The 25277-nt window shown below is 43.2% G+C and carries 26 protein-coding genes and 1 pseudogene; 17 read left to right on the top strand and 10 right to left on the bottom strand.

The window, feature by feature from the left end; translation table 11 throughout:
• Positions 1-24: 24 nt before the first annotated feature.
• Positions 25-234: a hypothetical protein gene (locus NAF19_RS19035; RefSeq protein WP_252791920.1), complete on the bottom strand. Its 210-nt coding sequence runs from the start codon at positions 232-234 to the stop codon at positions 25-27.
• Between the two features lie 267 nt (positions 235-501).
• Between NAF19_RS19035 and NAF19_RS19030 the strand changes: the two genes are divergently transcribed.
• From NAF19_RS19030 to NAF19_RS18960, 15 genes and pseudogenes are all read left to right on the top strand, one after another.
• A complete protein-coding gene (locus NAF19_RS19030; protein ID WP_252791919.1) occupies positions 502-699 on the top strand; it encodes a hypothetical protein in 198 nt (65 codons plus the stop codon).
• 146 nt (positions 700-845) lie between these two features.
• The gene (locus NAF19_RS19025) at positions 846-1409 is read left to right on the top strand and encodes a DUF6252 domain-containing protein (protein WP_252791918.1); all 564 of its coding nucleotides are present in this window, start codon (positions 846-848) and stop codon (positions 1407-1409) included.
• A 139-nt stretch (positions 1410-1548) separates the two neighbouring features.
• Positions 1549-2040: a D-glycero-alpha-D-manno-heptose-1,7-bisphosphate 7-phosphatase gene (locus NAF19_RS19020; protein WP_252791917.1), complete on the top strand. Its 492-nt coding sequence runs from the start codon at positions 1549-1551 to the stop codon at positions 2038-2040.
• Between the two features lie 86 nt (positions 2041-2126).
• Entirely contained in the window at positions 2127-3629 is a 1503-nt protein-coding gene (locus tag NAF19_RS19015) for a glycosyltransferase family protein (protein ID WP_252791916.1), read from the top strand.
• A gap of 162 nt (positions 3630-3791) precedes the next feature.
• Complete coding sequence (locus NAF19_RS19010; RefSeq protein ID WP_252791915.1) at positions 3792-5036, top strand: DUF2264 domain-containing protein; 1245 nt, start codon at positions 3792-3794, stop codon at positions 5034-5036.
• Between the two features lie 297 nt (positions 5037-5333).
• The gene (gene hisG / locus NAF19_RS19005) at positions 5334-6185 is read left to right on the top strand and encodes an ATP phosphoribosyltransferase (RefSeq protein WP_252791914.1); all 852 of its coding nucleotides are present in this window, start codon (positions 5334-5336) and stop codon (positions 6183-6185) included.
• Positions 6186-6334: 149 nt separating this feature from the next.
• The gene (hisD, locus tag NAF19_RS19000; protein ID WP_252791913.1) at positions 6335-7630 is read left to right on the top strand and encodes a histidinol dehydrogenase; all 1296 of its coding nucleotides are present in this window, start codon (positions 6335-6337) and stop codon (positions 7628-7630) included.
• A 31-nt stretch (positions 7631-7661) separates the two neighbouring features.
• Positions 7662-8762, top strand: a complete 1101-nt coding sequence (hisC, locus tag NAF19_RS18995; RefSeq protein ID WP_252791912.1) for a histidinol-phosphate transaminase — start codon at positions 7662-7664, stop codon at positions 8760-8762.
• Entirely contained in the window at positions 8759-9907 is a 1149-nt protein-coding gene (gene hisB / locus NAF19_RS18990; protein WP_252791911.1) for a bifunctional histidinol-phosphatase/imidazoleglycerol-phosphate dehydratase HisB, read from the top strand. Before hisC ends, hisB begins: the two co-directional genes overlap by 4 nt.
• Before the next feature lie 38 nt (positions 9908-9945).
• Positions 9946-10596: an imidazole glycerol phosphate synthase subunit HisH gene (gene hisH, locus NAF19_RS18985; protein WP_252791910.1), complete on the top strand. Its 651-nt coding sequence runs from the start codon at positions 9946-9948 to the stop codon at positions 10594-10596.
• Between the two features lie 6 nt (positions 10597-10602).
• Positions 10603-11352: a 1-(5-phosphoribosyl)-5-[(5-phosphoribosylamino)methylideneamino]imidazole-4-carboxamide isomerase gene (locus tag NAF19_RS18980; RefSeq protein ID WP_252791909.1), complete on the top strand. Its 750-nt coding sequence runs from the start codon at positions 10603-10605 to the stop codon at positions 11350-11352.
• Between the two features lie 40 nt (positions 11353-11392).
• A pseudogene (locus tag NAF19_RS30600) lies at positions 11393-11737 on the top strand (endonuclease domain-containing protein); the annotation flags it as partial.
• Positions 11735-12532, top strand: a complete 798-nt coding sequence (hisF, locus tag NAF19_RS18970) for an imidazole glycerol phosphate synthase subunit HisF (RefSeq protein WP_252792042.1) — start codon at positions 11735-11737, stop codon at positions 12530-12532. The pseudogene NAF19_RS30600 and the gene hisF, both read left to right, overlap by 3 nt.
• 97 nt (positions 12533-12629) lie before the next feature.
• Positions 12630-13217: a bifunctional phosphoribosyl-AMP cyclohydrolase/phosphoribosyl-ATP diphosphatase HisIE gene (gene hisIE, locus NAF19_RS18965; RefSeq protein WP_252791908.1), complete on the top strand. Its 588-nt coding sequence runs from the start codon at positions 12630-12632 to the stop codon at positions 13215-13217.
• 78 nt (positions 13218-13295) lie between these two features.
• The gene (locus NAF19_RS18960) at positions 13296-14204 is read left to right on the top strand and encodes a WD40 repeat domain-containing protein (protein WP_252791907.1); all 909 of its coding nucleotides are present in this window, start codon (positions 13296-13298) and stop codon (positions 14202-14204) included.
• Here the strand turns inward: NAF19_RS18960 and NAF19_RS18955 are convergent.
• Both NAF19_RS18955 and NAF19_RS18950 read right to left on the bottom strand, forming a co-directional pair.
• Positions 14201-14962 carry a C40 family peptidase gene (locus NAF19_RS18955; RefSeq protein ID WP_252791906.1) on the bottom strand — a complete coding sequence of 254 codons (762 nt, stop codon included), beginning with the start codon at positions 14960-14962 and terminating at the stop codon, positions 14201-14203. The two genes, NAF19_RS18960 and NAF19_RS18955, sit on opposite strands and share 4 nt — an antisense overlap.
• A 103-nt stretch (positions 14963-15065) precedes the next feature.
• Complete coding sequence (locus NAF19_RS18950; protein WP_252791905.1) at positions 15066-15419, bottom strand: 4Fe-4S dicluster domain-containing protein; 354 nt, start codon at positions 15417-15419, stop codon at positions 15066-15068.
• A 100-nt stretch (positions 15420-15519) separates the two neighbouring features.
• On the opposite strand from NAF19_RS18950, the gene NAF19_RS18945 reads away from it, so the two are divergent.
• Positions 15520-16545 (top strand): acyl-CoA reductase, encoded by a 1026-nt coding sequence (locus NAF19_RS18945; protein ID WP_252791904.1) that lies wholly within the window; start codon positions 15520-15522, stop codon positions 16543-16545.
• A 106-nt stretch (positions 16546-16651) separates the two neighbouring features.
• Here NAF19_RS18945 and NAF19_RS18940 read toward each other — a convergent pair whose 3' ends face one another.
• The 3 genes from NAF19_RS18940 to NAF19_RS18930 all read right to left on the bottom strand — a co-directional run bounded on the left by NAF19_RS18940 (position 16652) and on the right by NAF19_RS18930 (position 19117).
• Complete coding sequence (locus tag NAF19_RS18940; protein WP_252791903.1) at positions 16652-17989, bottom strand: polysaccharide deacetylase family protein; 1338 nt, start codon at positions 17987-17989, stop codon at positions 16652-16654.
• A 67-nt stretch (positions 17990-18056) separates the two neighbouring features.
• Positions 18057-18644: a DUF6992 family protein gene (locus NAF19_RS18935; protein WP_252791902.1), complete on the bottom strand. Its 588-nt coding sequence runs from the start codon at positions 18642-18644 to the stop codon at positions 18057-18059.
• Between the two features lie 32 nt (positions 18645-18676).
• On the bottom strand, positions 18677-19117 hold the full coding sequence (locus NAF19_RS18930; RefSeq protein WP_252791901.1) for a secondary thiamine-phosphate synthase enzyme YjbQ: 441 nt from the start codon (positions 19115-19117) through the stop codon (positions 18677-18679).
• A 128-nt stretch (positions 19118-19245) separates the two neighbouring features.
• Between NAF19_RS18930 and NAF19_RS18925 the strand changes: the two genes are divergently transcribed.
• Entirely contained in the window at positions 19246-20040 is a 795-nt protein-coding gene (locus tag NAF19_RS18925) for a 5'-nucleotidase, lipoprotein e(P4) family (RefSeq protein ID WP_252791900.1), read from the top strand.
• 177 nt (positions 20041-20217) lie between these two features.
• On the opposite strand, the gene NAF19_RS18920 is transcribed toward NAF19_RS18925, so the two are convergent.
• The 4 genes from NAF19_RS18920 to NAF19_RS18905 all read right to left on the bottom strand — a co-directional run bounded on the left by NAF19_RS18920 (position 20218) and on the right by NAF19_RS18905 (position 25093).
• The gene (locus tag NAF19_RS18920; RefSeq protein WP_252791899.1) at positions 20218-21027 is read right to left on the bottom strand and encodes an SDR family oxidoreductase; all 810 of its coding nucleotides are present in this window, start codon (positions 21025-21027) and stop codon (positions 20218-20220) included.
• A gap of 157 nt (positions 21028-21184) precedes the next feature.
• On the bottom strand, positions 21185-22042 hold the full coding sequence (locus NAF19_RS18915) for an SDR family NAD(P)-dependent oxidoreductase (protein WP_252791898.1): 858 nt from the start codon (positions 22040-22042) through the stop codon (positions 21185-21187).
• 64 nt (positions 22043-22106) lie between these two features.
• Positions 22107-23009: a helix-turn-helix domain-containing protein gene (locus tag NAF19_RS18910; RefSeq protein WP_252791897.1), complete on the bottom strand. Its 903-nt coding sequence runs from the start codon at positions 23007-23009 to the stop codon at positions 22107-22109.
• A gap of 266 nt (positions 23010-23275) precedes the next feature.
• A complete protein-coding gene (locus NAF19_RS18905; RefSeq protein ID WP_252791896.1) occupies positions 23276-25093 on the bottom strand; it encodes a beta-L-arabinofuranosidase domain-containing protein in 1818 nt (605 codons plus the stop codon).
• Between the last annotated feature and the right edge of the window lie 184 nt (positions 25094-25277).

The raw sequence follows: 25277 nt of genomic DNA, 5'->3' as shown, positions 1-25277 counted from the left end.
TTTTAATACGTACAACAGTACCGACTACCAGCCAGAACCTTTTTTAGCATTGCCTGCTTTTATGTGCTCTTCGGCAGTTGCCTTACCCATAATTGCAGCCATTTTGTTGCCTTCGGCGTCTTTTCCTGTTGCGATGTACCTTCCTGATTTAATATCAATTACAGGATCGATCATTGGTACATTTTTAGTTTTTGTTTTTACTGAATACGCAGTAATACCACTTGTTGTTGCCATGATAAGTTTTGTTTTTTTTAAGTAAACCCTTGTAAGGGCATTTTGTTTTTAAATAGGTTTTATAGTATGATATTTTTGAATACCGGATGCCAAGTTATATAATTATGCTTAACAAACAAATTTAACTTAACCTGAGTTCAGTAATAGTTATTAACAATGTGTAAACCTATAATTAAACCTGCTTTTATTTATGCAAACAAATTTGCCATATAGTTACCTTAATTTGTTAATATTGAAAAGAATTTATACTTAAACTCTGTTAAAATCATGAAAAGAAGAGACTCAAGCATCCTTTACTTAGTGTTGGGGATTTACACACTAATGATAAACTGGCACTATAACCATAACATCATATACCTGTTACTCAGCTACATATTTTGGCCTCTGTATTTAATTTACGAATTGCTTACCGGCGGGCTCTCTCATGGCATGTGGAAAGAGATTCCACTATCGTATTTTAAGTAGAAAACCTCATTGGGCGCCCCGTTCAGCGAGGCGCCCAAAATGTTAATAAATACGACCTAAAACGCCCGAAGTGTTAAAAAATGTAAAAAACGAAATACTTTATATTAAATTTAGGTAAAAGTCGTTCCTTTGCTAAATAAATATATATGAAGAAAATTTCACTTATTGCTATTTTGTTATCGGGTATTTTATTTCTTGAAAATTGTAAAAAAGACACAGTTGTAGCAACCGCCACCGCTACCAACTTAATGATAGCCAACATAAAAGACAGTACATGGTTTACCGATACTGTAGCCTCATCATTAGTATACAATTCAATTGCCAAAACAAAAACTTTTACCTGCGAGGGTACTGCATTTAACAGAAAGGTAACCCTGTCACTCACAAAGGCTAGTGGCAGCAACACCAGCGGATTTCCGTTAGGTACTTATATTGTTGATAGCACACCAAATGTAGCGTTAGCATTTTCAACACCGAAAAGAAACGATGCCGGAGCTATTGTTTACGTTCCAAATGGCGCCGTTGCCCCCGGCTCCGGTACAGTGGTGGTAACCGCTATCGATTCGGTAAAGAGAGAGATGACAGGCACCTTTAGCTTTACTACACTGGTAAACAACTATGATACCCACGGTAACATAATTTCGGTGTCGATAGCCGTAATTTCGGGTGGTGGATTCAATAAAGTACCTTATAATTTTACCAGTAAGTAAAATTTTAACAGCGCAACAAGTGTGCGTTCGGCATAAAAAGGCATAATAACTCCGGTTATCGTGCCTTTTGTTTTTCACGGGCATGCCATCGCAAAAACCATATTTAAGGATTTGTTACCTTTGCAAAAATTTGATTTAAATGCTGCAAAAGAATAAAGCTGTTTTTTTAGACCGTGATGGCGTATTGAACCGCGAAATGGGCGACTACGTGCGCCGGATTGAAGATTTCCATATCCTTGATAATTTTGATGCCCTGAAAATTTTACAGAACAAGGGCTATTTGTTGTTGGTGGCCACTAACCAGGGCGGCTTGGCCAAAGGTTGGTACACCGAAGATGAGCTTGCCAAAATGCACCTTAGTCTGAAAGAAACTTACCACGCGCACGGCGTTGAAATAACCGACTTTTTCTACTGTCCGCACCATCCCAATTTTACCGGCGACTGTGATTGCCGCAAACCAAAACCAGGGCTGCTGTTACAGGGCATTGAAAAATACAACCTCGACCCGGCAAAATCATACTTTATTGGCGACCGCGACCGTGATGTAGAAGCAGGAACCGCAGCCGGTGTAAAAGGCATTTTAATAAACAGCGACCAGCCGATTAGCGAGGTTTTGGATTTGATTGACTGAGGTAGTCCGAAAGACGAAGTGGAGGATTGAAGGAATTATCAGATTGCTTAGATTTACTAACTTTACAACTTTACAACTTTCCAACAATGCTCAACAAACGCTATTTAACCAATCTCGATTCATTAATAGCAGCCATTATTGGTTTCGTTGTTATTTACCTGTTTACAAAATATAGCGGTGTGGGCATATCGCCCGATTCCATTATGTATGCCAGCACCGCCAGTAACCTACAGGCACATGGCACCATTATTACTTTCAATAAAGGTCCGCTGGTGTTTTTCCCGGTTTTTTATCCCTTCTTTTTAGCAGTTATCCAGTTTATTACACGCGTAGACCCCATTGAGGCCGGGGCGATGATTAACGCTGCGCTTTTTGCAGCCGTAATATTCACCAGCGGCTGGATAATGGAAAAGTTTATTTCGCATTCGCGAATTTACAAGTGGCTGATACTGATTGCCATTATCCTAAGCCCTGGTTTGTTGGAGATTTACACCTACCTGTGGTCTGAAACCTTGTTTATTTTCGAAATACTGTTGTTTATCATTGCTTACTGGCGCTACCTGCAAACACACAGTACCAAGGCGCTGGTTTGGGTGGCCTTGATTGCCGCTGTCAGCTGTATTACACGTTATGCCGGTGTAACCGTTATTGGCGCAGGCGGATTAATGCTGTTGCTGAATAATCAGCTTACGATTAAAAAGAAAGTTGGACATATCCTTCTATTTGGTGTAATAGGTATTTCGTTATTGGCCGGCAACCTGTTGATGAACAGAATTAACTCCGGCTTAAGCACCGGCACGCGGTATCCTTCAATAACCCCATTTGTTGATAATCTATATTATTTCGGAACCGTAATTTGCGATTGGGGCAGCTTAAGCAAAGCAGCCTATCCATACGCGGCTGTGATTACTGCAGTAGTTTTGCTGGCGCTGATCGGCATATTGTTATGGAAGGCATTTAAAGGCCGTATAAACAGCTACGAAAATATCGTGATTGCCTTTGCCATTGTTTATGGTCTTTTTATAGTGATATCGGCCAGTATATCCCGGTATGAACGGATTAACAGTCGTTTACTGTCGCCCATGTTTATACCGCTATTGATTGCCTGTACAAGCTGGGTGCCCGATGTACTGCTGCTTGTGAAATCGAAAGCAAAATATGCCTTGGCTGGTGTTGCTATACTTTTGATGCTGGCTTTTGAGTACCATACCGTGCGGACCGATTACCAGCGCTATGATGACGAATGCGATTATGGCGTACCCGGCTACAGTGATGATGATTGGAACAAATCGGAATTTATAGTGTACCTGCGCCATCATCAAAATATGTTTAAGCCGGGCATCCCTATTTATACTGATGCCGACGAAGCTGTTTATCTCTTCACCCGGATGTCGTCTACCGTTATCCCCCATAAAGATAATAAAGGCGATGTACAGAGATTTTATGCGCAAAAGCGTTTTTACCTGATCTGGTTCACTAATCTATATAATACCGAGCTGGTAAGCCTATCGGATATTATGAAGAACAAAAAACTGGTAAAGATTGGCAGCGCCAAAGAGGGCGATATTTATTTGTGTGAGGAAAAATAGTATAAATATTAATTATCTTATTGATAATTAAAACAATAAAACTTTGTCATTGCGAAGAACGAAGCAATCTCGTCGCCATATCTCGCCAACATGAACGGCGACTAGATTGCCGCGTTCGTTCCTCACTCGCAATAACAAATTCTTTTTTAATAGTTCCGAAAGATGAAAAGAAGAAGATTCATACAAAATGCCGGTATGCTCGGCATTTCACCATTGTTGACCACCGCTCTGCCTACTAACACCACCGAAGATATTCCCGTTAACACCACCACCCGTAAGCTTTGGCTAAACTATCTTCAAAAATTAGCCGAACCAGTATTAACCTCCCTTGCCGCCGATCAGCTCAAACAAAAAATGCCCGTTGAAGCTAAAGAGTCATCGTTAATAAACGACCGGGCAAAATACACACATCTTGAGGCTTTTGGTCGCCTTTTATGCGGCATTGCCCCTTGGCTACATGCCGAACATATTAATGAAGCGGAAAGCCAACTGCAAAACAGGTATTTTAAACTCGCGGTAAAAGGAATTGAAAACGCCACCAATCCCGCCGCAAAAGATTACATGAACTGGGGCGATGAAGGTGGGCAACCATTGGTAGATGCTTCTTTTTTTGCTTATGGCCTAATCCGCTGTCCTAAATTGTGGGAAGCTTTGGATAGTAAAGTACAACAAAACGTAGTAGCATGTTTACTTAAAACCCGGAAAATAAAACCTCCCGAAAATAACTGGCTGTTGTTTGCGGCAATAATTGAGGCTTTTTTTATCACCATAAATCAGCCTTTTGAAATGGCAAGGATTGATTATGCCGTTAAGCAGCATCAGCTTTGGTATAAAGGTGATGGAATGTACGGCGATGGTGCAGAATTTCACTGGGATTATTACAACAGCTTTGTAATTCATCCTTATTTGTACGATGTTTTAAAGATTGCTGCAACTAAAGATGATGCCTTTGAACCTATTAGAAAACAGGTTCTATGCCGCAATCTTCGTTATAGTCAGATTCAGGAACGTCTAATTGGAGTCGATGGTACTTACCCAATCATAGGCCGCTCGATAACCTACCGTACCGGGGCATTTCATCATTTGGCAAATATGGCTTACCGCCAGCAGTTGCCAAAAGAGTTAAACCCTGCACAGGTGCGCTGCGCGCTAACTGCTGTTATTGAAAAAGTGACCAATACTAAAGATCTGTTTGATGAGAATGGCTGGCTGCGGATCGGGGTTTACGGACATCAGCCGTCGTTAGCCGAAACGTATATTTCCACGGGCAGTTTGTACTTGTGCTCAGCTATTTTACTACCACTAGGATTGCCGGAATCTGACGTATTTTGGAGTAGTGGCTATGAAGATTGGAGCTCTAAAAGAATATTGAAAGGCGGCGATTTACATGCCGATCACGCTTTGTAGGTTAGATTCGACAACATTCAAAAAATTGTCAAATCTCTGAGGAATAGTCAAAATTTAATTCTGCACTAACAATTCCGAAATAAGCAAATCGAAATAAAATTTTGATTTAATAATCCATTCCCTATCTTTGCACGCAATATCTATCGTTTTACTATACAAAAAAAAAATGAACGGTTATACATTATATCATCTGCACCTGCACCATCACCACTATGTGGTGATTAGATAATGTATGTTTCTACGCGAAATAACAACCCTCCGTTTATATTTTTATTATAGTTCCTTTAAAACCAATCAGTGAAAACACTCAAAATAGCTATCCAGAAATCTGGCCGGCTCAACGAAAAATCCGTTGAATTATTAAAAAATTGTGGCTTAAGTTTCGAAAACTACAAAAGCTCGCTTATCTCCCCCGTTTCAAATTTCCCGCTGGAAATTCTTTTTCTGCGTGATGATGATATCCCCGAATATGTTCAGGACGGCATTGCCGACCTGGGTATTGTTGGCGAAAACGTGATACAGGAAACCGAAGTTGAAGTAAGCTACCTGCAGCGCCTTGGCTTTGGCAAATGCTCGCTCAAAATTGCCGTTCCTAATAACGACGACATTCAAAGTCTTGCCGGACTAAACGGTAAATCAATAGCTACTACGTACCCTGTTATTTTGGGCAAGTTCCTGAAGGAAAATGGGATACAGTCAGACATTCGTACCATTTCCGGCTCTGTTGAAATATCGCCCGGACTGGGCTTAGCCGATGCTATTTGCGACCTGGTATCAACCGGTGGAACGTTAAAAAGTAATGGTTTAAAGCCATTTGCCGATGTAATGTCCTCAGAAGCCGTTCTTATCGGTCGCAAAGGCAGCGAAACCGAAGATTTGGTATTGGAATTGATACAACGAATCCAATCCGTATTACGGGCTAAGGAAACCAAATACGTGGTATTAAATGTGCACAGGGATAATTTAGCTGCTATAATCGCATTGCTGCCGGGCGTAAAAAGCCCTTCAGTAGTTCCTTTAGCCGAAGAAAATTGGGTGGCGGTACACACCGTAATCCCTGAACGCGATTTTTGGGACAGGATAAGCCAGCTAAAACAAGCAGGCGCACAGGGCATTGTAGTAATGCCGATTGAGAAGATAATATTGTAGGCGAAGCCCCCCGGCCTCCGCTAAATAGCGGAGGAGCAAAAAGGAAGGGTGAGATAATTAACTAACAAAAAGCGCTTTTAAGCCCCCTTTAGGGGGTTTGGGGGCAAAGCGGACATAACTCCCCTTTAGGGGATTTGGGGGCCTGAGCTATGAAGGTATTTAACTATTCAGATTTAAGTAAAAGCGACATTCAGCAGTTGGTTCAACGCAATATTGACCCTGCCAATGAAATACGTGGTATTGTTGAAGATGTAATTGCACATGTTCAGCAAAACGGTGATAGTGCTTTGTTTGACTATGCCCATAAGTTTGACAAAGTTGAACTGGAAAAACTTTACCTGGATAAAGCCGAGCTAACTGAAATTGCTTCGTCAGTTTCTGATGAACAGAAAGCCGCGTTAAAGGTGGCTTATAATAACATCTACAAATTTCACCAGGCACAAATAAAAGCTGAGGACGAGGTTGAAACCATGCCCGGTGTTACCTGCTGGCGCGAATTGCGGCCGATTGAAAAGGTGGGATTGTATATCCCGGGTGGCTCTGCAGTATTACCAAGCACGTTTTTAATGCTGGGTATACCGGCTCAGATAGCAGGCTGCCACGAAATTGTGGTTTGTTCGCCGCCGCAAAAAAATGGTAAGGTAAATGCGTTTATAGCTTATGTGGCGCTGTTGCTGGGGATAGAAAAGATTTTTCTCGCAGGCGGTTCACAGGCTATTGCGGCCATGGCTTACGGCACTGAAACCATTGCAAGGGTGGATAAAATATTCGGGCCGGGCAACCAGTTTGTAACCAAGGCTAAAACCATCATCCAGTCGAACACAACAACCGCTATCGATATGCCAGCCGGGCCGTCAGAGGTGCTGGTTATAGCCGATGAAACCGCCAACCCGGTTTTTGTTGCCGCCGATTTGCTGGCACAAGCAGAGCACGGCATGGACAGCCAGTCGATTTTGGTTTGTACGTCGAAACAAATTGCGGAAGAAGTTTTAAACGAGCTTGATAAACAACTCGCCGTTTTACCAAGGGCCGAAATTGCAAAAGTTGCCATTGAAAACTCGTACATCGTGGTAACAGGCAATTTGGATGAGGCTATGGATTTCAGCAACCAATACGCACCGGAGCATTTGATATTAGCAACTGCAAACTGGCAGCGAATAACCGCAAACATTATCAATGCGGGCTCGGTATTCCTCGGCAACTTAACGCCTGAGAGTGCCGGGGATTACGCATCCGGTACGAACCATACGTTGCCGACAAGTTCGTATGCAAGGGCCTATTCAGGTGTATCGGTTGATTCATTTGTAAAAAAAATAACGTTTCAATATCTAACTAAAGAAGGGTTGCAAAATATCGGGCCATCAGTTGAAATATTGGCGGAATTAGAAGGACTACATGCCCATAAAAATGCAGTGAGTGTAAGAATAAGCCCCCAAACCCCCTAAAGGGGAGTTATGTCCTTAAGAATATTATAACATGAGTGAAGAAATAAACAAACAGTTTTACAGTACGGCCGATGGCAATTCCCCCTTTAGGGGGCTAGGGGGCCTACTCAGAGAAAATATAAAAAACCTCACCCCCTACTCCTCGGCACGAGATGAGTACCAGGGCGAGGCCAGCGTGTTCCTTGACGCCAACGAAAATGCGTTTGGCTCGCCGTTGGAGCAGCAGTACAACCGTTACCCCGACCCGTTACAATTTGAAGTTAAAAAGCGCTTAAGCCAAATAAAAGGCGTGCCACCGCGCAATATATTTTTGGGCAACGGCAGCGATGAGGCGATAGATATCCTTTTCCGCAGCTTTTGTAATCCAGGAGTAGATAACGTTATCCTGGTTCCGCCTACTTATGGTATGTACCAGGTATCAGCCAATATCAATGATATCGCAGTAAAGAATGTACCGCTTACTGAAGAATTTCAATTGAATTTGGAAGGCATTGCTGAGGCGATTGATGAACATACCAAGTTGATATTTATCTGTTCGCCAAATAACCCTACCGGTAATTCGATAGATCGTACAGATGTTGAAACCTTACTGGCCAACTTTAGCGGCATTGTGGTGGTTGATGAAGCTTATATAAATTTCAGTCGCCAAAAAACATTTATACAGGAGCTTACAGAGTACGCAAACCTTGTTGTGTTGCAAACGCTGTCCAAAGCATGGGGGCTTGCAGGTTTGCGCGTGGGAATGGCATTTGCGAGTGAAGAGATCATAGAGGTAATGAATAAGGTCAAACCTCCTTATAACATTAACGAGGCATCGCAACAGCTGGCATTACAGGCGCTGGGAAATATTGAACAAATAAACAATTGGATTAAGGAGACTTTGATACAAAGAGATAACCTGGTGCTTGGTTTGAAGCACTTTGATTTTGTAGTTGATATTTACCCGTCGGATGCCAACTTCATCCTGGTAAAAACAACTGATGCCAACGGCATTTATAACTATTTGGTTAACCAGGGCATTATTGTACGAAACCGTTCAAAAGTTGAACTTTGTGAGGGTTGCCTGCGCATAACCGTTGGTACCCCTGCCGAAAACAACATATTACTCGAAACCTTACAAAATTTTAAATGAGCAAGCCGCAAAAAATACTGTTTATTGACCGAGATGGTACAATGATTGAGGAAACGCCCGACGAGCAAATTGATTCATTTGCGAAGCTTACCTTTTACCCTGGTGCGTTGCAATACCTGCCTAAGATAGCCAAAGAGCTGGATTTTGAACTAGTGATGGTTACCAACCAGGATGGTTTAGGTACTGCATCCTATCCTGAAGACTCCTTTTGGCCGGTGCAAAACATGGTGATAAAAACATTTGCTAACGAAGGTGTTGTATTTTCTAATATTTGCGTCGACCGGACTTTTCCTGCTGAAAATGCGCCTACCCGTAAGCCCGGCACCGGCATGCTTACCCAGTATTTTGATGCTGAAAAATACGATTTAAAAAACTCGTTTACCATTGGAGACCGTAAAAACGATGTGTTGCTTGGGCATAACCTCGGCGCAAAATCTATCTGGCTGAACGATGGCTCGAACATGGGTGGCAACGAGTTTAAAGCGGACGAAGAAGAAATTGTACACCAAACCGCTGTGCTGCAAACCACCGACTGGCAGAAGGTTTACGAGTTTTTAAAGCTTGGCCAACGCGTGTTTGAGCATCGCCGCAGCACAAAAGAAACTGACATCTATATAAAAATAAACCTGGACGGCAAAGGTGACGCAAAGGTATCAACCGGCGTCCACTTTTTCGACCATATGCTTGACCAGATTGCCCGCCATGGAAATATTGATTTGGAAATTGTTGCCAATGGCGATTTGCATATTGATGAACACCACACCATCGAGGATACAGGCATTGCCCTTGGTGAAGTATTTGCATTAGCCTTAGGCAATAAAAAAGGCATTGAACGCTATGGATTTTGCCTGCCGATGGACGATTGCCTGGCACAGGTTGCTATTGATTTTGGCGGCCGCAACTGGATTGTTTGGGATGCAGAATTTAAACGAGAAAAAATCGGCGAAATGCCGACGGAAATGTTCTTCCACTTTTTTAAATCGTTCAGCGATGCGGCAAAGGCCAACCTGAACATAAAAGCCGAAGGCGATAACGAGCATCATAAAATTGAGGCTATATTTAAGGCCTTTGCTAAAGCAATAAAAATGGCTGTAAAACGTGATGTAAATAATATGGTTTTACCAAGCACTAAAGGCATACTGTAGAGGCCCACTAACCCCCTAAAGGGGGAATTTTGATTAGCATGAATGAAATAAAGCAGGAAAGTAATTTGCGAGACACCTCTCCCTTTAGGGGGCCGGGGGGCATTGGAATAATACAATACGGCGCCGGAAACATCTTCTCCTTAACTGCTGCTTTGGAGCGGTTGGGTATTCCGTATGGAATGATAAATAAGGAAGAAGATTTTGAACAATATGACCGCTACATAATTCCCGGCGTTGGACATGCTGGTGCCGCAATGGCTAAATTGGAGCACACAGGGCTGGTGCCGTCGATCAAAGCGCTTAAAAAGCCTGTTTTGGGCATTTGTGTGGGCATGCAGTTACTTACCTCGTATTCCGAAGAGGGCGATTCGAAGTTGCTCGATTTATTCCCGATAAAGACTTTGAAATTTGCAGGCGATACTAATTTCAAAGTACCGCATACCGGTTGGAACCAGGTTTTTCCGGAAATGGGAAATGCACTTTTTGAAAATATTCCTAACGGTTCACATTTTTACTTTGTACATTCATACTTTATTGAGTATAATGTTACATACACTTTATCGTCAACAAATTACATAAACAAATTTTCGGCATCAATTATGCGGGATAATTTTTATGGAGTGCAATTCCATCCCGAAAAATCAGGCGCGTATGGTGAAACCTTACTAAAAAACTTTTCTAAAATTTAAAAAGACATGTACATTATCCCGGCAATTGATATTTTAAACAAAAAGGTTGTGCGCCTGCGTGAAGGCGACTATAACCAGGTAACAGAATATGATGTTTCCCTGGAAGAGATGATAGAAAGATATCAATCGAATGGTACAAACTTCATCCACATCATCGACCTTAACGGCGCCAAAAACGATTTCAGCAACCAGGAGTACCTGTTTGACGTAATTCACAAAACCGATATGAAGGTTCAGTACGGTGGCGGCATCCGCAGTATCGAAAAAGTTAAAGAGCTGATTGATTCCGGCGTTCACCGCGTTATTGTTGGTACACAAGCACTAACTAACCCTTCATTTTTACCAGAACTAAGCAAAGCAGTTTGTGGCAAGGATAAATGTTCCGACCAGGTGGTAATCGCTATCGATGTGTTGGATGAAGTAATCAAATACTCTGGCTGGATGGAAAGCTCGCCCATTAAGCTGATGGATTACGTTGATAAATGCCTTCAGCTTGGCTTTTTCCGTTTTTTATGTACCGATATTGATAAAGACGGCAAACTCGGCGGCGCAGGCATAAAGCTTTACGAAAAGCTGCTTGACCACTCCCCTTTCATTAAACTTATTGCATCGGGCGGTGTAAGCTCGATGGATGATATTGAGCAATTGAGCAATATCAAGGTTGAATCGTGCGTGGTGGGTAAAGCTATTTATGAGGGGCATATTACTATTGAGGATGTGAAACACTGGAACCTCGAATCGCTGATATCAATCTAAGAGCCCCCTAACCCCCTAAAGGGGGAACTATAGTTTGATAATGAAAAAACAGATGTTTTTGGGTGCCAATAGTTTGATATTTAAAAACGCCGAAGCACTTCGAAATAATTTGACACCAGCAGAAATGGTGCTTTGGGGATATTTGAAGGGCAGTCAACTTGGGGCAAAATTTAGGAGGCAGCATCCATTAGGAATTTACATTGCAGACTTTTATTGTCATCAACACAAACTTGTCATTGAAATTGACGGAAACATTCACAATCTGCCTGAAATCATTAAAAACGATTTAGAGCGACAGATAAATCTCGAAAGAGATGGCATGATATTTCTCCGTTTTAAAAATGAGGAAATATTTAATCATTTGGAAAAAGTATTGGATATTATAAAACAGACTCTTAGCTCCCCCTTCAGGGGGCGGGGGGGGCTCACGAAGCGTATAATCCCCTGTTTAGATGTAAAGGATGGGCGTACAGTTAAGGGCGTTAACTTCGTCGACTTGCGTGACGCAGGCGACCCTGTTGAGCTTGCGTGGAATTACTCGCAACAGGGAGCGGATGAACTGGTTTTTTTAGATATCACCGCGACTGTTGAACGCCGTAAAACCATGGTCGAACTGGTGAAGTCAGTTGCCCGCCAAATCAATATACCGTTTACAATTGGCGGTGGTATAAATGAAATTGCTGATGCTGATGCGCTTTTAAATGCAGGGGCAGATAAAATTTCTATCAATTCCGCAGCGGTTCGTAATCCGGCTTTGATTGATGAACTGGCAAAAGCATTTGGTGTTCAGTTTGTGGTAATAGCTGTTGACACAAGAGCAATTGCAGGTAAAAACATTGTTCACTTAAACGGCGGCCGTTTACCAACAGAAAAGGAAACATTGGATTGGATATTGGAAGCCGAAAGCCGTGGCGCGGGCGAAATACTGCTAACGTCCATGGATCATGATGGTACCAAAGCCGGGTTTGATAATCGCTTTTTAAAGGAAGTAAACAACGCAGTAAACATTCCGGTAATTGCTTCCGGTGGTGCCGGCTCCGTGCAGGATTTTATAGACGTATTCAAACAAAGCAATGTTGATGCGGCGTTAGCAGCTTCGGTGTTTCACTATGGAGAGATATTGATACCGGATTTAAAGAAGGTTTTGAAGGCGAATAATATTGAGGTGAGGGAAGTATAACCAACTCAACCATTGGCTGTGTCTTCACAGCCAATATTAGTGGACAAATGTTGCCTGTGGGGACACAGGCACGGGTATTATAGGAAATTAAATTATAATGAACATCGATTTCAACAAGTCAGACGGGTTAGTACCCGTAATAATACAGGACGAGCAAACCCTTGAAGTGCTGATGCTTGGCTACATGAACCAGGAAGCCTACGATAAAACCGTCCAGGAAAATATTGTAACGTTTTACTCGCGCTCGAAAAGTCGTTTGTGGACAAAAGGCGAAACCAGCAATAACTTTTTGCATGTAAAAAGCATCGATATCGATTGCGATAACGACACCTTGCTGATAAAGGTAAAAGCAGATGGCCCCACCTGCCATACCGGGTCGCGAAGCTGTTTTAAAACAGAATACAACCAGAACTTTATACTGCAACTGGAAGCCATTGTTGCCGACAGGTATGAAAACCCGCAGGAAGGTTCGTACATCAATAAGCTACGGAATAAAGGACTGAACAAAATAGCCCAAAAAGTTGGCGAAGAAGGTGTGGAAACGGTTATAGCAGCCCTCGCCGAAACTGAAACCGATTTGATAAACGAATCATCCGACCTTGTATTCCACCTGCTGGTACTACTGCGCGAAAAAGGCCTAAGCCTTGAGCAGATTGCAAAAAATTTAGAAGGAAGACATAAATAAGTCCATAGTCGATAGTCCATAGTCCATAGTAAAATGTGGCGGCTATGGACTATGGTCTATGGTCTATCGACTAAAATCATGACCGTAGAAAAAACAGCTGAACTTACCGGCCACGGCAACCCGATATTTACCCTCGAGCTTTCACAAAAGCCCGGGATACTATTTACCGGTGGCAACGATAAAGGCCTTGTTGAATGGAGCCTGAAAGACAATTCATTTATAAAGGTGATGTTCCCGGTAGCTGCCTCTATTTATGCGATACATGGACCGGTGGGGCTTCCCCTGTTATTTACCGGATTGCGAAATGGCGACGTACTTGTATTTGATTTCATGAAGCAGCAACTGCAGCCTGCGCTTAAACATCATCAAAAACCAATATTTGATATAAAGTCGGTAGATAAAAAAAGGGAACTGCTGGTTGCTTCTGAGGATGGCACAGTATCGGTCTGGAGCATGGAGACCTTTGAATTACTGCACACCATAAAGGTTTCGAACGATACGATAAGGTGTATCGCTATATCCCCTGATGAAAAACAGGTGGCCTTTGGCTGCCGGAACAATCACATTCACATCTATGATTTGGAAGATTATTCGCTGCTGAAAACGTTAGATGGGCACACCATGTCGGTTTTTTCACTACAATACTCGCCGGATAGTACTCACTTAGTATCCGGCGGTCGTGATGCACAGGTAAAAGTATGGGATACTGTATCATACAAACTTTTACACAACATCCCTGCCCATCTATTTGCGGTGAATAGCATCGCCTTCCATAAGGAGCAACCCTATTTTGCCACCGGCAGCATGGATAAAACCATCAAAATTTGGGGGGCCGATGACTTTAAACTTTATAAAAATATCAGCCGCGAAAAGGGCTATGCAAGCCACCAGCTATCAATAAACAAGCTTGCCTGGAATGGCAATCAGCTGTTATCAGTAAGCGATGATAAGAAAGTAATTGTTTGGGAAGTTAACTTCGGCAGTTAAAATATTCTTTTAACCGTAGTTAATTTGTGGGTGTAGCGTTTCAACTCGTCCGAAAAGATTCCCTTTTCGTCAATAGCGTCAATTTTCACCTTGCCAGAAGCATGGATGATCTTTTCGTTATTCAGCATAATACCTACGTGCACGATTGCGCCGTCGGCATTTTCAAAAAAGGCAAGGTCGCCCAGTTTAGCATCATCCAATGAGTTCAAGGCATAACCCTGCCCCTCCTGCATCCGGGCGTCGCGCAATAAATTAAATCCCTGCGAACGGAACACCGCCTGGGTAAAGCCAGAACAATCAATGCCGAAATGTGTGCGCCCGCCCCATAAATAAGGGGTGTTTAAAAATGAAGTGGCGGTTATAGCCATATTTTCGGTTTCGCCAATTTCGCCGATAATTTCAAATTTCTCATCACCTATCCGACAGGTAGTGCCTTCTAAAAACGAAAGTGAACTACCCATTGGGAGATAAAGAATGCTGTTATTGTTTATTTTCCAGGCTTGGGTCACGGCCCTGTGCGTTGTCGGCGGCGGTGTTTGTTTGATGCGTTTATAAGCAAGATGGCCCAGCATATTGAACTGCAGTCGCCCTATCCAACCCGGGTAATCATCAATTGAAGTAATAATTTTCACCCAGTTATCTTTCCACTCGGTAATCTCAAAGGTTTCCCCAAATAAAACCTGCGACACCTGCTCGCTTTTATCGCTTGCTTCGGCCCGCATGGGGATAACAGAAAGATTACAGATACCGTATTCCATATTAGAAAGGCTTAGTACGGGTTTAATTGGTTATTGTTACAACATACAAAAAAAAGGGGAAAGTTTATTAAACTGTCCCCTTTTTATATTTGTAACAGACTTGTTACTCTCCCATATGGAGCCATTCCTTTTTTGCAAGTAACTCTTCTTTGGTTTCACGTATATCTTCGTCGTCCACGCAGCAATCAACAGGGCAAACAGCAGCACACTGGGGTTCGTCGTGAAAGCCAACACATTCGGTACATTTATCAGGTACTATATAATAGATATCATCAGATAACGCAGCTTGTGTTTCCTCTGCGTTAAGTGTATTGCCATCGCCAAAATCTATTAGCCCCTTCAGCCCCGTCCCATCCGAAAAACGCCAGGCAGCGCCGGCATCGTAAATGGCGTTATTAGGGCATTCAGGCTCGCAAGCTCCGCAATTTATACATTCATCGGTGATTTTAATCGCCATATTTCTTTAATCTTATAATCTCAATTAACTTTGCCCGCTATTAACAAGCTCGCAAATATAACAAAAAAAGATTTTAAGGGTTTAAATCCTTACCATATATATGTCAAATTTTGATAAAACAAAGCTAATTGAAGTATTTAGCACGCTCGGCAAAAGTCTAACAAACCCAGGTCCGGAACTGGAAGCAATCATAGAAACCGAAAGACAATATAACGCATGGTTTACCCCCGAAAACGTTTTGCAGGCGATAACATCCATCAGCAAAATGCTAAACCGGGCAGATTTAACGGAATGGCTTAACAGCTATAAGTTAACTGAAAACCGGTCCGCAAAAAAAATTGGACTGATATTAGCTGGAAATATACCTTTAGTTGGCTTCCACGATGTTTTGTGCGTGCTGGCAACCGGAAACTTTGCGCTAATAAAGGCCTCATCACAGGATTCACGATTGATAAAGCATATTTTACAAATGCTGGCTGATATTGAACCTGCATATAGCCAGCAATACGAGTTTGTTGAACGGCTCGAAAACTTTGATGCGGTTATTGCCACTGGCAGCAACAACACGTCGCGCTATTTTGATTATTACTTTGGCAAAGTGCCTAATATCATCCGCAAAAACAGGAACAGCGTGGCCGTGCTAACTGGTGACGAAACCACTGAACAGCTTAACAACTTAGGGCACGATATTTTTGACTACTTCGGCCTTGGTTGTCGTAACGTGTCAAAACTGATGGTACCGAAAGGCTATAATTTCAATTTCTTTTTTGAGTCGATACAAACATTCGAACCAATTATCCATCATAATAAATACAATAACAATTATGGATACAACCGGTCGATATACCTGGTAGGCAACGAGCAGCATTTAGATAATAACTTTTTATTATTGAAGGAAAATCCTTCGCTGTCGTCACCACTTGCGGTTATATTTTATGAGTACTACGATGACGTGGAATCGGCTGAAAGGCTTCTACAGCAACAAACAGATAGCATTCAGTGTGTAGTGAGTAATGTCAAACTGAATCTAACAAATCAACTGGTGCCTTTCGGCAAAAGCCAACAACCCGCGTTATGGGATTATGCGGATAATGTGGATACAATGGCGTTTCTTATTGGCATATAGTTGATAGTTCATGGCAGCTACAGAAGCTGGCAACCAGGGTTTACTCTTGGTTTTTATACTCTCCGGCCATGAACTATTAACCATTAACCATCAACTATGAACTGCCTCAATTCTCCTTTCCCGCCAGCGTTAATGGAGTCCAGGGATACGCCTGGTATAAAACATAACTGCCTTTGTCATCCGTTGTTGCATCAACACGCTGCATGCGCTTGCCTTGCCAAACCCACACGCGCTTCCATTCGGGCGATACATAGGTTTTGAGGGTTAAGGGTAAATCGTACAAGCCTCTGTAAAGAGGAGAGGAAAGATTGATGATAAGCTTATCCCCCGTCTTACCTTCTTCCAATTTAGTATATTCCTTTTGGCGCATGTATCTTGCTACATCGCCAAAGGTAGCAATCCATAAATCTTTTTGATTGTTTTTGATATACTGAAAATATTCATCGAGCATGGTGTGTGGCAACGCTTCGTAACCGAGGTTATCCACGCCGTGAAATACAAGGACGAGCCAGGTGTTATTTTTTGCAACCGCAGTATCAACCCACGATTCCATTAGCGACAGCGGTGTTTTGGTGGTGGCCCCACGCTGCCATTGGATATAGTCTTTAGTAGTTGTACAGGGCGTTTGTTTGCTTGCCCGGTCAATTTCCTTTAACCAAGGTTCAGGCATTCGGTTACGCAGCACCGGGTAAATTTTATAAGCAATTTTCATCACCCGTTCGTCTTCGTAACCGTAAGGTACCTCTGTTGAGAAAGTAGACCTCACCCCCATTTTATCCCTGATCTCCTCTTTACTTTTTTCAAGCTCGTACGAGATATTAACCGAATCCAAACCCGGCATGCTCGCATGGGTGATGGAATGACTCGCGATTTCGTATCCGCGGCCGCTGTAGCTTCTTAAATCGTCCCAGGTAAGGCCATCCTCCTGCAGCACCTCGTCGCAGGGCTGGTAACCGGGCTGAAAATCGCCATTTCGAACTTTTTGATAAAGTGTGTCCATTACTTTAAAAGCATGCTCACGCCTTTTTACGTTATCATATAAACCAACAGCTTTGGTAACGTAGGAAATGGTTCCCTTATAACCTAAGTACCCTCCTGCAGAGCACCGTTCAAAAAAATTTTTTTCGTTTGTTGGGATAGTCGCCGATTCTTTAATGATGGTTTTTACCGGTCTGCCGATAAACTTTCCATAATATTTTGAACCTGGAATGCCCCCGGTTATCACAAAAAATGTTGCGGGCAATTTAAGCCGCTCCATTATAGGCAATGCGTGCTTAAATTGGTTAATAGAGCCATCATCATAAGTAAGTGATACTGCTCCATTTTTGCCGTATTGCCATTTGGTAATTTCGGTTTTACCAATAGCAGCTTGCTGAGCGTTTACTATATTGACCTGTAAATAGATAACCGCAAGCGCGACGAAGGTTTTAACTGCTGCATTCATAACTCAAATTTAACCGAATTACAACAGGTTGAAAGCATTAGCACAAATATTACAATGGCACAGAGTGTTACATGCGTAAATTGATGCCGATACTTTTGCCGTTAAAGCCGATGGGATTCTTTTCCAGAAACCGCCGCAGTTTGTTACCATTGCTTCGGTGAGTGCTGTACATGGTACCGTCAAACAGCAATAAAAACGCACCCTGGATTATTAACGATGAGCCATAACCCTTTAACTGGCCAGAATTGCGGTTATCTCCGCGATTTTTAAGAATGATCCCTGTGCCGATATACGCCAAATCGAGTCCGCCGTTTATTAAAAAGATGCGTTCTATTTTCTGTTGGGCTTTCAGGCTTTCGGCAGCGGTGAGCTGCTTACCTTCATTATTTTTCGCGCCGGTATATCCTAATATTGCAGCACCCAGGTTGGCTGCACCCCAAATGGTGGTCATTTGGTAGAAGTATTTATTTTGACCACCTTTCGAGTTTGCCCAGCCGGCAGCGCCAACACCGATATTGGCAATTGCCCAGCTGCCTAAAACCGTCATCCCGGTGGAGGTGACATTATTTCTTGAATAGTTGAAGGCTTTGAGTGAATCCTGCGCATAGCTATGCGTGGTTATAAATAGAAGAAGTAAGGCGAATATTTTTTTCATAGTGGTAGTTATAACCAAAACTACGAAAAACTTTACCCAATAGATTGGTCTTCGGTACCCCAGGCGGTAACCACCAGGTTACGCGGCTCGGCATTGTTGCGGTGCTCGCAAAGATAAATGCCCTGCCAGATACCCAAAGCCAAACGCCCGTTACGGATAGGTATGGTTACCGAACTGCCCAGCAAGGCCGCTTTCAGGTGCGCTGGCATATCATCCGGGCCTTCGTCGTCATGCCGATAATCAGGGTCGTTCTCGCGTACGGTCTTATTAAAATACATCTCAAGATCCTGACGTACAGTCGGGTCGGCGTTCTCATTGATGGTTAGTGATGCCGATGTGTGTTGTATAAATACCTGGCAAACGCCAACTGCTAAATCACTTATTTGCGGCAGCGCCAGGGTAATTTCGGAAGTAATAAGATGAAAACCCCTTCTGCGTTCTTTCAATTGCAATGTTTGCTGATATATTTTCATGCTCCCGGCTAAGTAATTTGCCTTACAATGTAATACAATATCTATACCAACGTCAACTTAAAAAACAGCAATAAAACGACTTAAACAGTTTCGGAAATGATATCTTTACAAATACTTAACCAAATCATATGAAAAAATTAACCTCACTAGCATTATTAATGCTTTCATTTTGTTCCGTTTTTGCTCAAAACGGGCAACCAGCACCCGCCTCAATAGCAAACAATGGCAAAGTATGGGCATCACTTTACCAGCAACGCGCGGCCGAATACAAGGCGCTGTGTTTCCAGGCTTATAATATTGCCCGGTTGCGGCTCGATGCGGCGTTAAAAAAGCACCATGCAAAACCTTATGCCGTAGTTACCGATATTGATGAAACCTTGCTTGATAACAGTCCTTATACAGCAGGCAGGGCAATCAACAACCAGGACTTTGAAGTAACCACATGGAAACAGTGGACCGCGAAAGGCATTTGTGATACCGTGCCGGGCGCGCCGTCATTTTTAAAATATGCAGCGTCAAAAGGCGTGGCGGTTTACTATATTACAAACCGCGATGAAGATGAACGTGCAGGCACAGCAAAAAATCTTAAACTATACAATTTGCCTTATAACGACGATACCCATCTTATTTTAAAAACGACCACATCCAGCAAACAAACACGCCGGCTTGAAGTATTAAAAACACACGAAATTGTGTTGCTTTGCGGCGATAACCTGCCCGATTTTGACGCGCTGTATGATGCGCCCTTTACCGAACAAAGCCGGAACGAAGTCACCGAACAACTGAAGAAAAAATTTGGCACCAAATACATCGTTATCCCAAATGCCGGCTATGGCGATTGGGAAAACGCAATTTTTAACCATAAGTATACCAATGCTCAAAAAGATTCGGTAATAAAAGCGCAGGTTAAAACTTTTCAATAATTAACGTCAGTTCAATAAGGATTGGTAAGCGCAAACTTTTGGTTTGCCTCACCTAAATCCTCTCCAAAGGAGAGGACTTGGGCTTCGCTCGCTGATCGGATCTCTTTTTTAGGCCCCTCTCCTTTGGAGAGGGGTTTGGGGTGAGGCGACTATTTGCTTATGTGGAGCTCACAATAATTAATCAAAGGTGCAGCTGTTCCAATCGGGCACAACAAAGTTGTAGCTCAAAATGTCCGGAACATTCAGGCTATCGATAAGCTTCCAACTATCGAGTTGATTGATAAATTCCGGGGCGGCAAGCCCCGCCTGCAGTGATGCTTCGCGATAGAAAGCTGATTTGGTCGGGTGATGTGGCGATACGCCATTAAACACCCGGCCAAATGCATTTTGATCAATTATAGCTGTTGTAATACCGATACAATCGTTTAAGTGTATCAGGTTTACCGGCGCCAGGCCGTTTGGAACGTCTGTTTTGCCTGCGAAAAACCGTCCAGGATGCCTTCCGGGACCAACAAGGCCAGCAAAACGAAGAATGGTTGTTTTAAAAGCAGCCTGGTCGCTAAACAACTTTTCGGCTTCAAGTAGTATTTTTCCACTTTCGGTATCCGGTTCGGGCGGATTTAGCTCCGTCAATTCCGTATTGTTATCGCCATAAACGGCTGTTGAGCTGATATAAATTACCTTGTTACCCCCCTGCTTCTTAGCAGCACTAATGATGCTCCCTATTTTAGGCAGATAATCGCCACCACCACCCTGGCGTGTTTTTGGGGGGATGCATACAATCAATACATCGCAATTAAAAAAATCCGGATTGTACGTTTGGCTATCAGCCTTAAAATCGATTAAGAAAGGCGAGATCCCAGCGTCCGGTAATAGCGCAGCTTTCTCTGCGGATGTTGCCGAGCCTTTAACAATAAAGCCGTTTGCTAACAACGTTTTTGCCAACGCCTTACCGTACCAGCCACAGCCTAAAATACTTATTACCATAGTGAAAGCAAAAGTATTAAATACCTTCTTTAAAATAGTACTAGTGTTAAGTCAATAGTCTTTGGTCGGAAGTCCTAAGTCGAATTCTTGCTTTTTCTGACTTATAACTTAAGACTTTCGACTCAAGACTAACCGTCAATTTTCGAGTGAAATAACACTAGCCCTGGTAAGCCATTGATTTTGACAATTCTTCGTTTAATCTGAATTCCTTATCAAGCACAAGCAGTTTGGCCATCGCCCGGTTGTACGCGTCTTCTCCCAAAAGTAAGTGGAGCGGAGGATTTTCATCATCCGCTATCTTAATCATTGCAGCGGCTGCTTTTTCAGGGTCGCCAATTTGCTGGCCATCCATTTGCAAATATCTTGCATGGGTGTTTCTAACATCCTGATAGGCGTCAATCGGGCTTTGGGTCAGTACCAGTGAATCGGCAGCAAGAAAATTGGTACGGAAAGCACCGGGAGCTACCACGGTAACTTTTATCCCAAATTCCTTAACATCCTCTGCTAAAACTTCCGATAAGCCAATCACTGCAAATTTGGTGGCTGCATAAAGCGCCCAGCCTGTTCCGGATGCTATACCTGCAATAGATGAAATGTTGATGATATGCCCCCAACGCTGTGCCCGCATAAAAGGCATTACCGCGCGGATTACGTTTAACGTACCGAATACATTGATATCAAAACTCTCGCGGGCCTCCTCGTCAGTCAATTCTTCAATGCTGCCGCCTATACCATACCCAGCATTGTTGATGACCACATCAATCCGGTTAAATGTGTTATAAGTTGCCTGTATGGCTTCGGCAACGCTGTTTTCGTCCGCCAGGTTCACATGCAGGGGCAAAAAATTCTCCGATGTCTCGCCGGTTGCTTTTACCAGGCTGGCTACATATCTTGATGTTGCCGCCACTTTTTGGCCGTCGGCCAGCAGTTGTTTAACAAGGCTTAACCCAAGACCTTTAGATGCGCCTGTAATAAACCATACTTTTTTGTTTTCATTATTATTGGTGTTTTTCATGAAAACAAAATTACAGTGCCAAAAAGGCAACCGCTTGCATCATTCAAACCAATACTTACAAAATTCAAACAACCCGATAAATAGATGGCGTATTTGAAGTTTGTTTTTTGAAAAAATTATTGAAATGCGCCGGCTCATCAAAACCCAGGCAGTAGCTTATTTCGGATATATTCCAGTTGGTATGTTTTAGCAACGCTATAGCCTCGCCGGTAAGTCGCTCAAAAATATGTGCAGTAGTAGTTTTGCCCGTTGTTTGCCTGATGGCCCTGTTAAGGTGGTTAACATGCACGGCAAGCTGTTCCGCATAATCTTTTGCTGATCGCAGGGTAAATCTTTGCGAGGGTGACTCGATAGGAAACTGCCGCTCCAGCAACTCGGTAAAAACGGAAGTTAAACGCGAGTTTGCATCGGTATGCTGGTACAGCGTTTCGATCGGCGACACCTTTAGGGCATAATGGATCAGCTCGGTAACATAGTTACGCAGCAGGTCGTATTTAAATTTATAGTCTGATTTAATTTCATCCAGCATTTTCTCAAATACTGCGCTTACATACTCCTGCTGTACATTATTTAATGAATACGACGGCCTGCCTGATACGGCAAACATGGGCAAATCATGCATGTTGCTCCGTAGCATCTCTGTAAAAAACGATTCTTTAAAAATGCAGAAATACCCGGTACCTTCGTCTGTCAGAGCTTCAATTGTATAGGGCACCTGCGGGTTAAAAAACAGCAGCGAAGTACCATCCACTTCTATACTTTTATCGGCATAATGATAAATTGCTTTGCCCCTGAACAGACTGATTTTATAAAAATCGCGGCGGCTGTATTTCAAGGGTGCTTTGTGGTGCTTTTGAAAATCCTCTTTCCTGAAAATATTAAAATGCCCGATATCCTGACCAAGGTTTTCAGGCAGCCAATTCAATTTATTCTTATAAAAATCTTCCATTGTTTCCGTCGGTCCCATAATGCAAAGTTACATAATTCAAACTATCACGCAATTCCATCAACATTTATGGTGACAGGCGGCGCCCATCGCTTTGGCCTCGTTTGTTTTGTGAAGAACGGGACAAGGATTGACAGGCATAGGGTATCCTGCAAACCACAACATCACCGGTTGTTGGTGCCGACACAAATAACGGCAAAATATGAATCAATTGATAATCAACATGTTTCACAGCGTTCCGGGTGTTCCACGTGCAAAAATGGAACGCTTGCGCAGTTAAGCATCCACTACTTATTCACCCAAACGGCAATCTCCGCAGATTTTTGCCCAGCCTCTGAAAACGGCACCATGACAACTTTGCGCAGTGAATTGTTAACCTTCATTTCAACGCCGTACGCCTCTTTCCAGTCCCAGTCTGAAGGCAACATTGCTTTCGCATCAGTTAACGGTTCATTAGTTTTTGTATATACAACATTATTTAGCGCTGTCAGTCCGGGATTTAGCCCCTGGTCAACAGCCAATATTTGCGGGCCGCGCTTAAATGCTACGGAGTTCGGATATGATATCCCCCCGGGAATAACCTGCAACGGCATATCAAAAGTTATAGCAAGATGGTCGCCCGGGCTCCACTTTCTGTTGATGGCCAATAATTGGCCTTTTTTTCCGCGGAATACCTCGCCTCCTGTTTTAGCGGTAAAATTTTCGGCCCATTCCGGCACGCGGAAATTTATGGTAAACATGGCCGCCCTTGATGTGGTTATACTAAGATCAACCCGCCCGTCCAGCGGAAATTTAGTTTCCGATTTTAACGTAACATTGATGCTGGCATTATCTTTTGTACGAATAGTGGCTTTAGCTTCGCCGTTTTCATACATTAAAACGGTAAACGCGCCGTTGATCTTTCCGCCCATCATTTCCGGAATAAGCGAAATCCCCCGCGGCACGCTCGACAGGCAGCAGGAGAACCCCTGATCGCAACGGTAGGGCTTGGCGCCTTGCAATGCCGTATAGTAACTTACACAGCCTGTTTGCGGGTTCTCTGCGGCCAATAAATGGTTGTATACCGACCGCTCCATTTCCTCCGCATATTTGGGCTCGCCGGTTATTTGCAGCAGTTGCAGGTTAAACTGTGTCCAGGTAACGGTAACACACCCCTCACCCATCTTGTCCTTATTCTCCGCCCGTAAAATGCCCGGCTCCCTGAAGATTTCGTTGTCGCTTGATGTGCCGGTGATGTACAGCCTGTTTTTGGTGATATCTTTCCAGGCAGTCTGTAAAAGGGTAAGGTATTTCTCCTGCCCGGTTAGTTTATAATATTTCAGTATCCCCAAAAAACAGGATAACATTTCATAGGCTTTGGCATCCCCCACTTTGGTTACATCGCCATATTTCTCAAGCTGGCTGACAATTTTCGGCCCGGAAGATTGCTCAAAGGCCCTGAAAATGTAATTGCAAAAATCGAGATAGCGCTTGTTGCCGGTGTAGCGGTACAAATCAACCATAGGCTCAAGGATACTACCCGGTGCCAGGCCGTTATGTTCGCCTGCTATCATTAAATCGCGTTTACCGGGCTCATTGCCAAAAGTGCGGAAAATTAAATCGGCGGCTCTTTCCGCAGTTTGCAAAGCTGGTTTATAGCCGGTTACCGCATAATAGTTAAGCAGGCCGATGATGGCATATTTATGCGCCCAAACATCCCATTCGGTCCAGCGGTCTTTTAACAGGTAGGTACCCAGGTACCCGTCAGGCATTTGGCAAACAATATATTTGCGCACCATATCGTCCATTAAATGCTTTATCGGCGCATCGTGTGTGTAAGCATAAGTTTTTGATGCCGAGAACAGGAACTTGCCGACATGTTCGCCAATCCAGGTTTGCGAGCCGGGTCGTTTCCTGAAACCGGATAATAACGTTGCCGAATCAATCTGCAGCAGCCTTTTCTCTAAATTCACATTCATGCGGTAGCCTAAAAGGCCACCTATATCCTGGTAATGCGCAGGGATATATTTATCGGCTATTTTATTGGGAATGATAGGCTGCCAAGATTGGGCAAACAATTGCGAATTAGCAATAACAACAACCAGTAAGGCGAACAGCTTTCTCATAGTCAACATATTTTAAATAAATGTAGCAATTTTGATTGTAGACACGATGCTTAGTATAGCACGCGTAATCGAGTAGGAAGTAAGGGATTATTTCCCTTACTGTCCTCTCACACCACCGTACGTGCCGTTCGGCATACGGCGGTTCAATAAACATTAACAGTTTTTCAGCGGGGTGGTGATGTCT

The sequence above is a fragment of the Mucilaginibacter flavidus genome, from assembly GCF_024055575.1.
GTDB classification, from domain to species: Bacteria; Bacteroidota; Bacteroidia; order Sphingobacteriales; family Sphingobacteriaceae; genus Mucilaginibacter; species Mucilaginibacter flavidus.
Note: the sequence above shows the minus strand (reverse complement) of the source record. Positions and strands in the feature narration are given on the sequence as shown.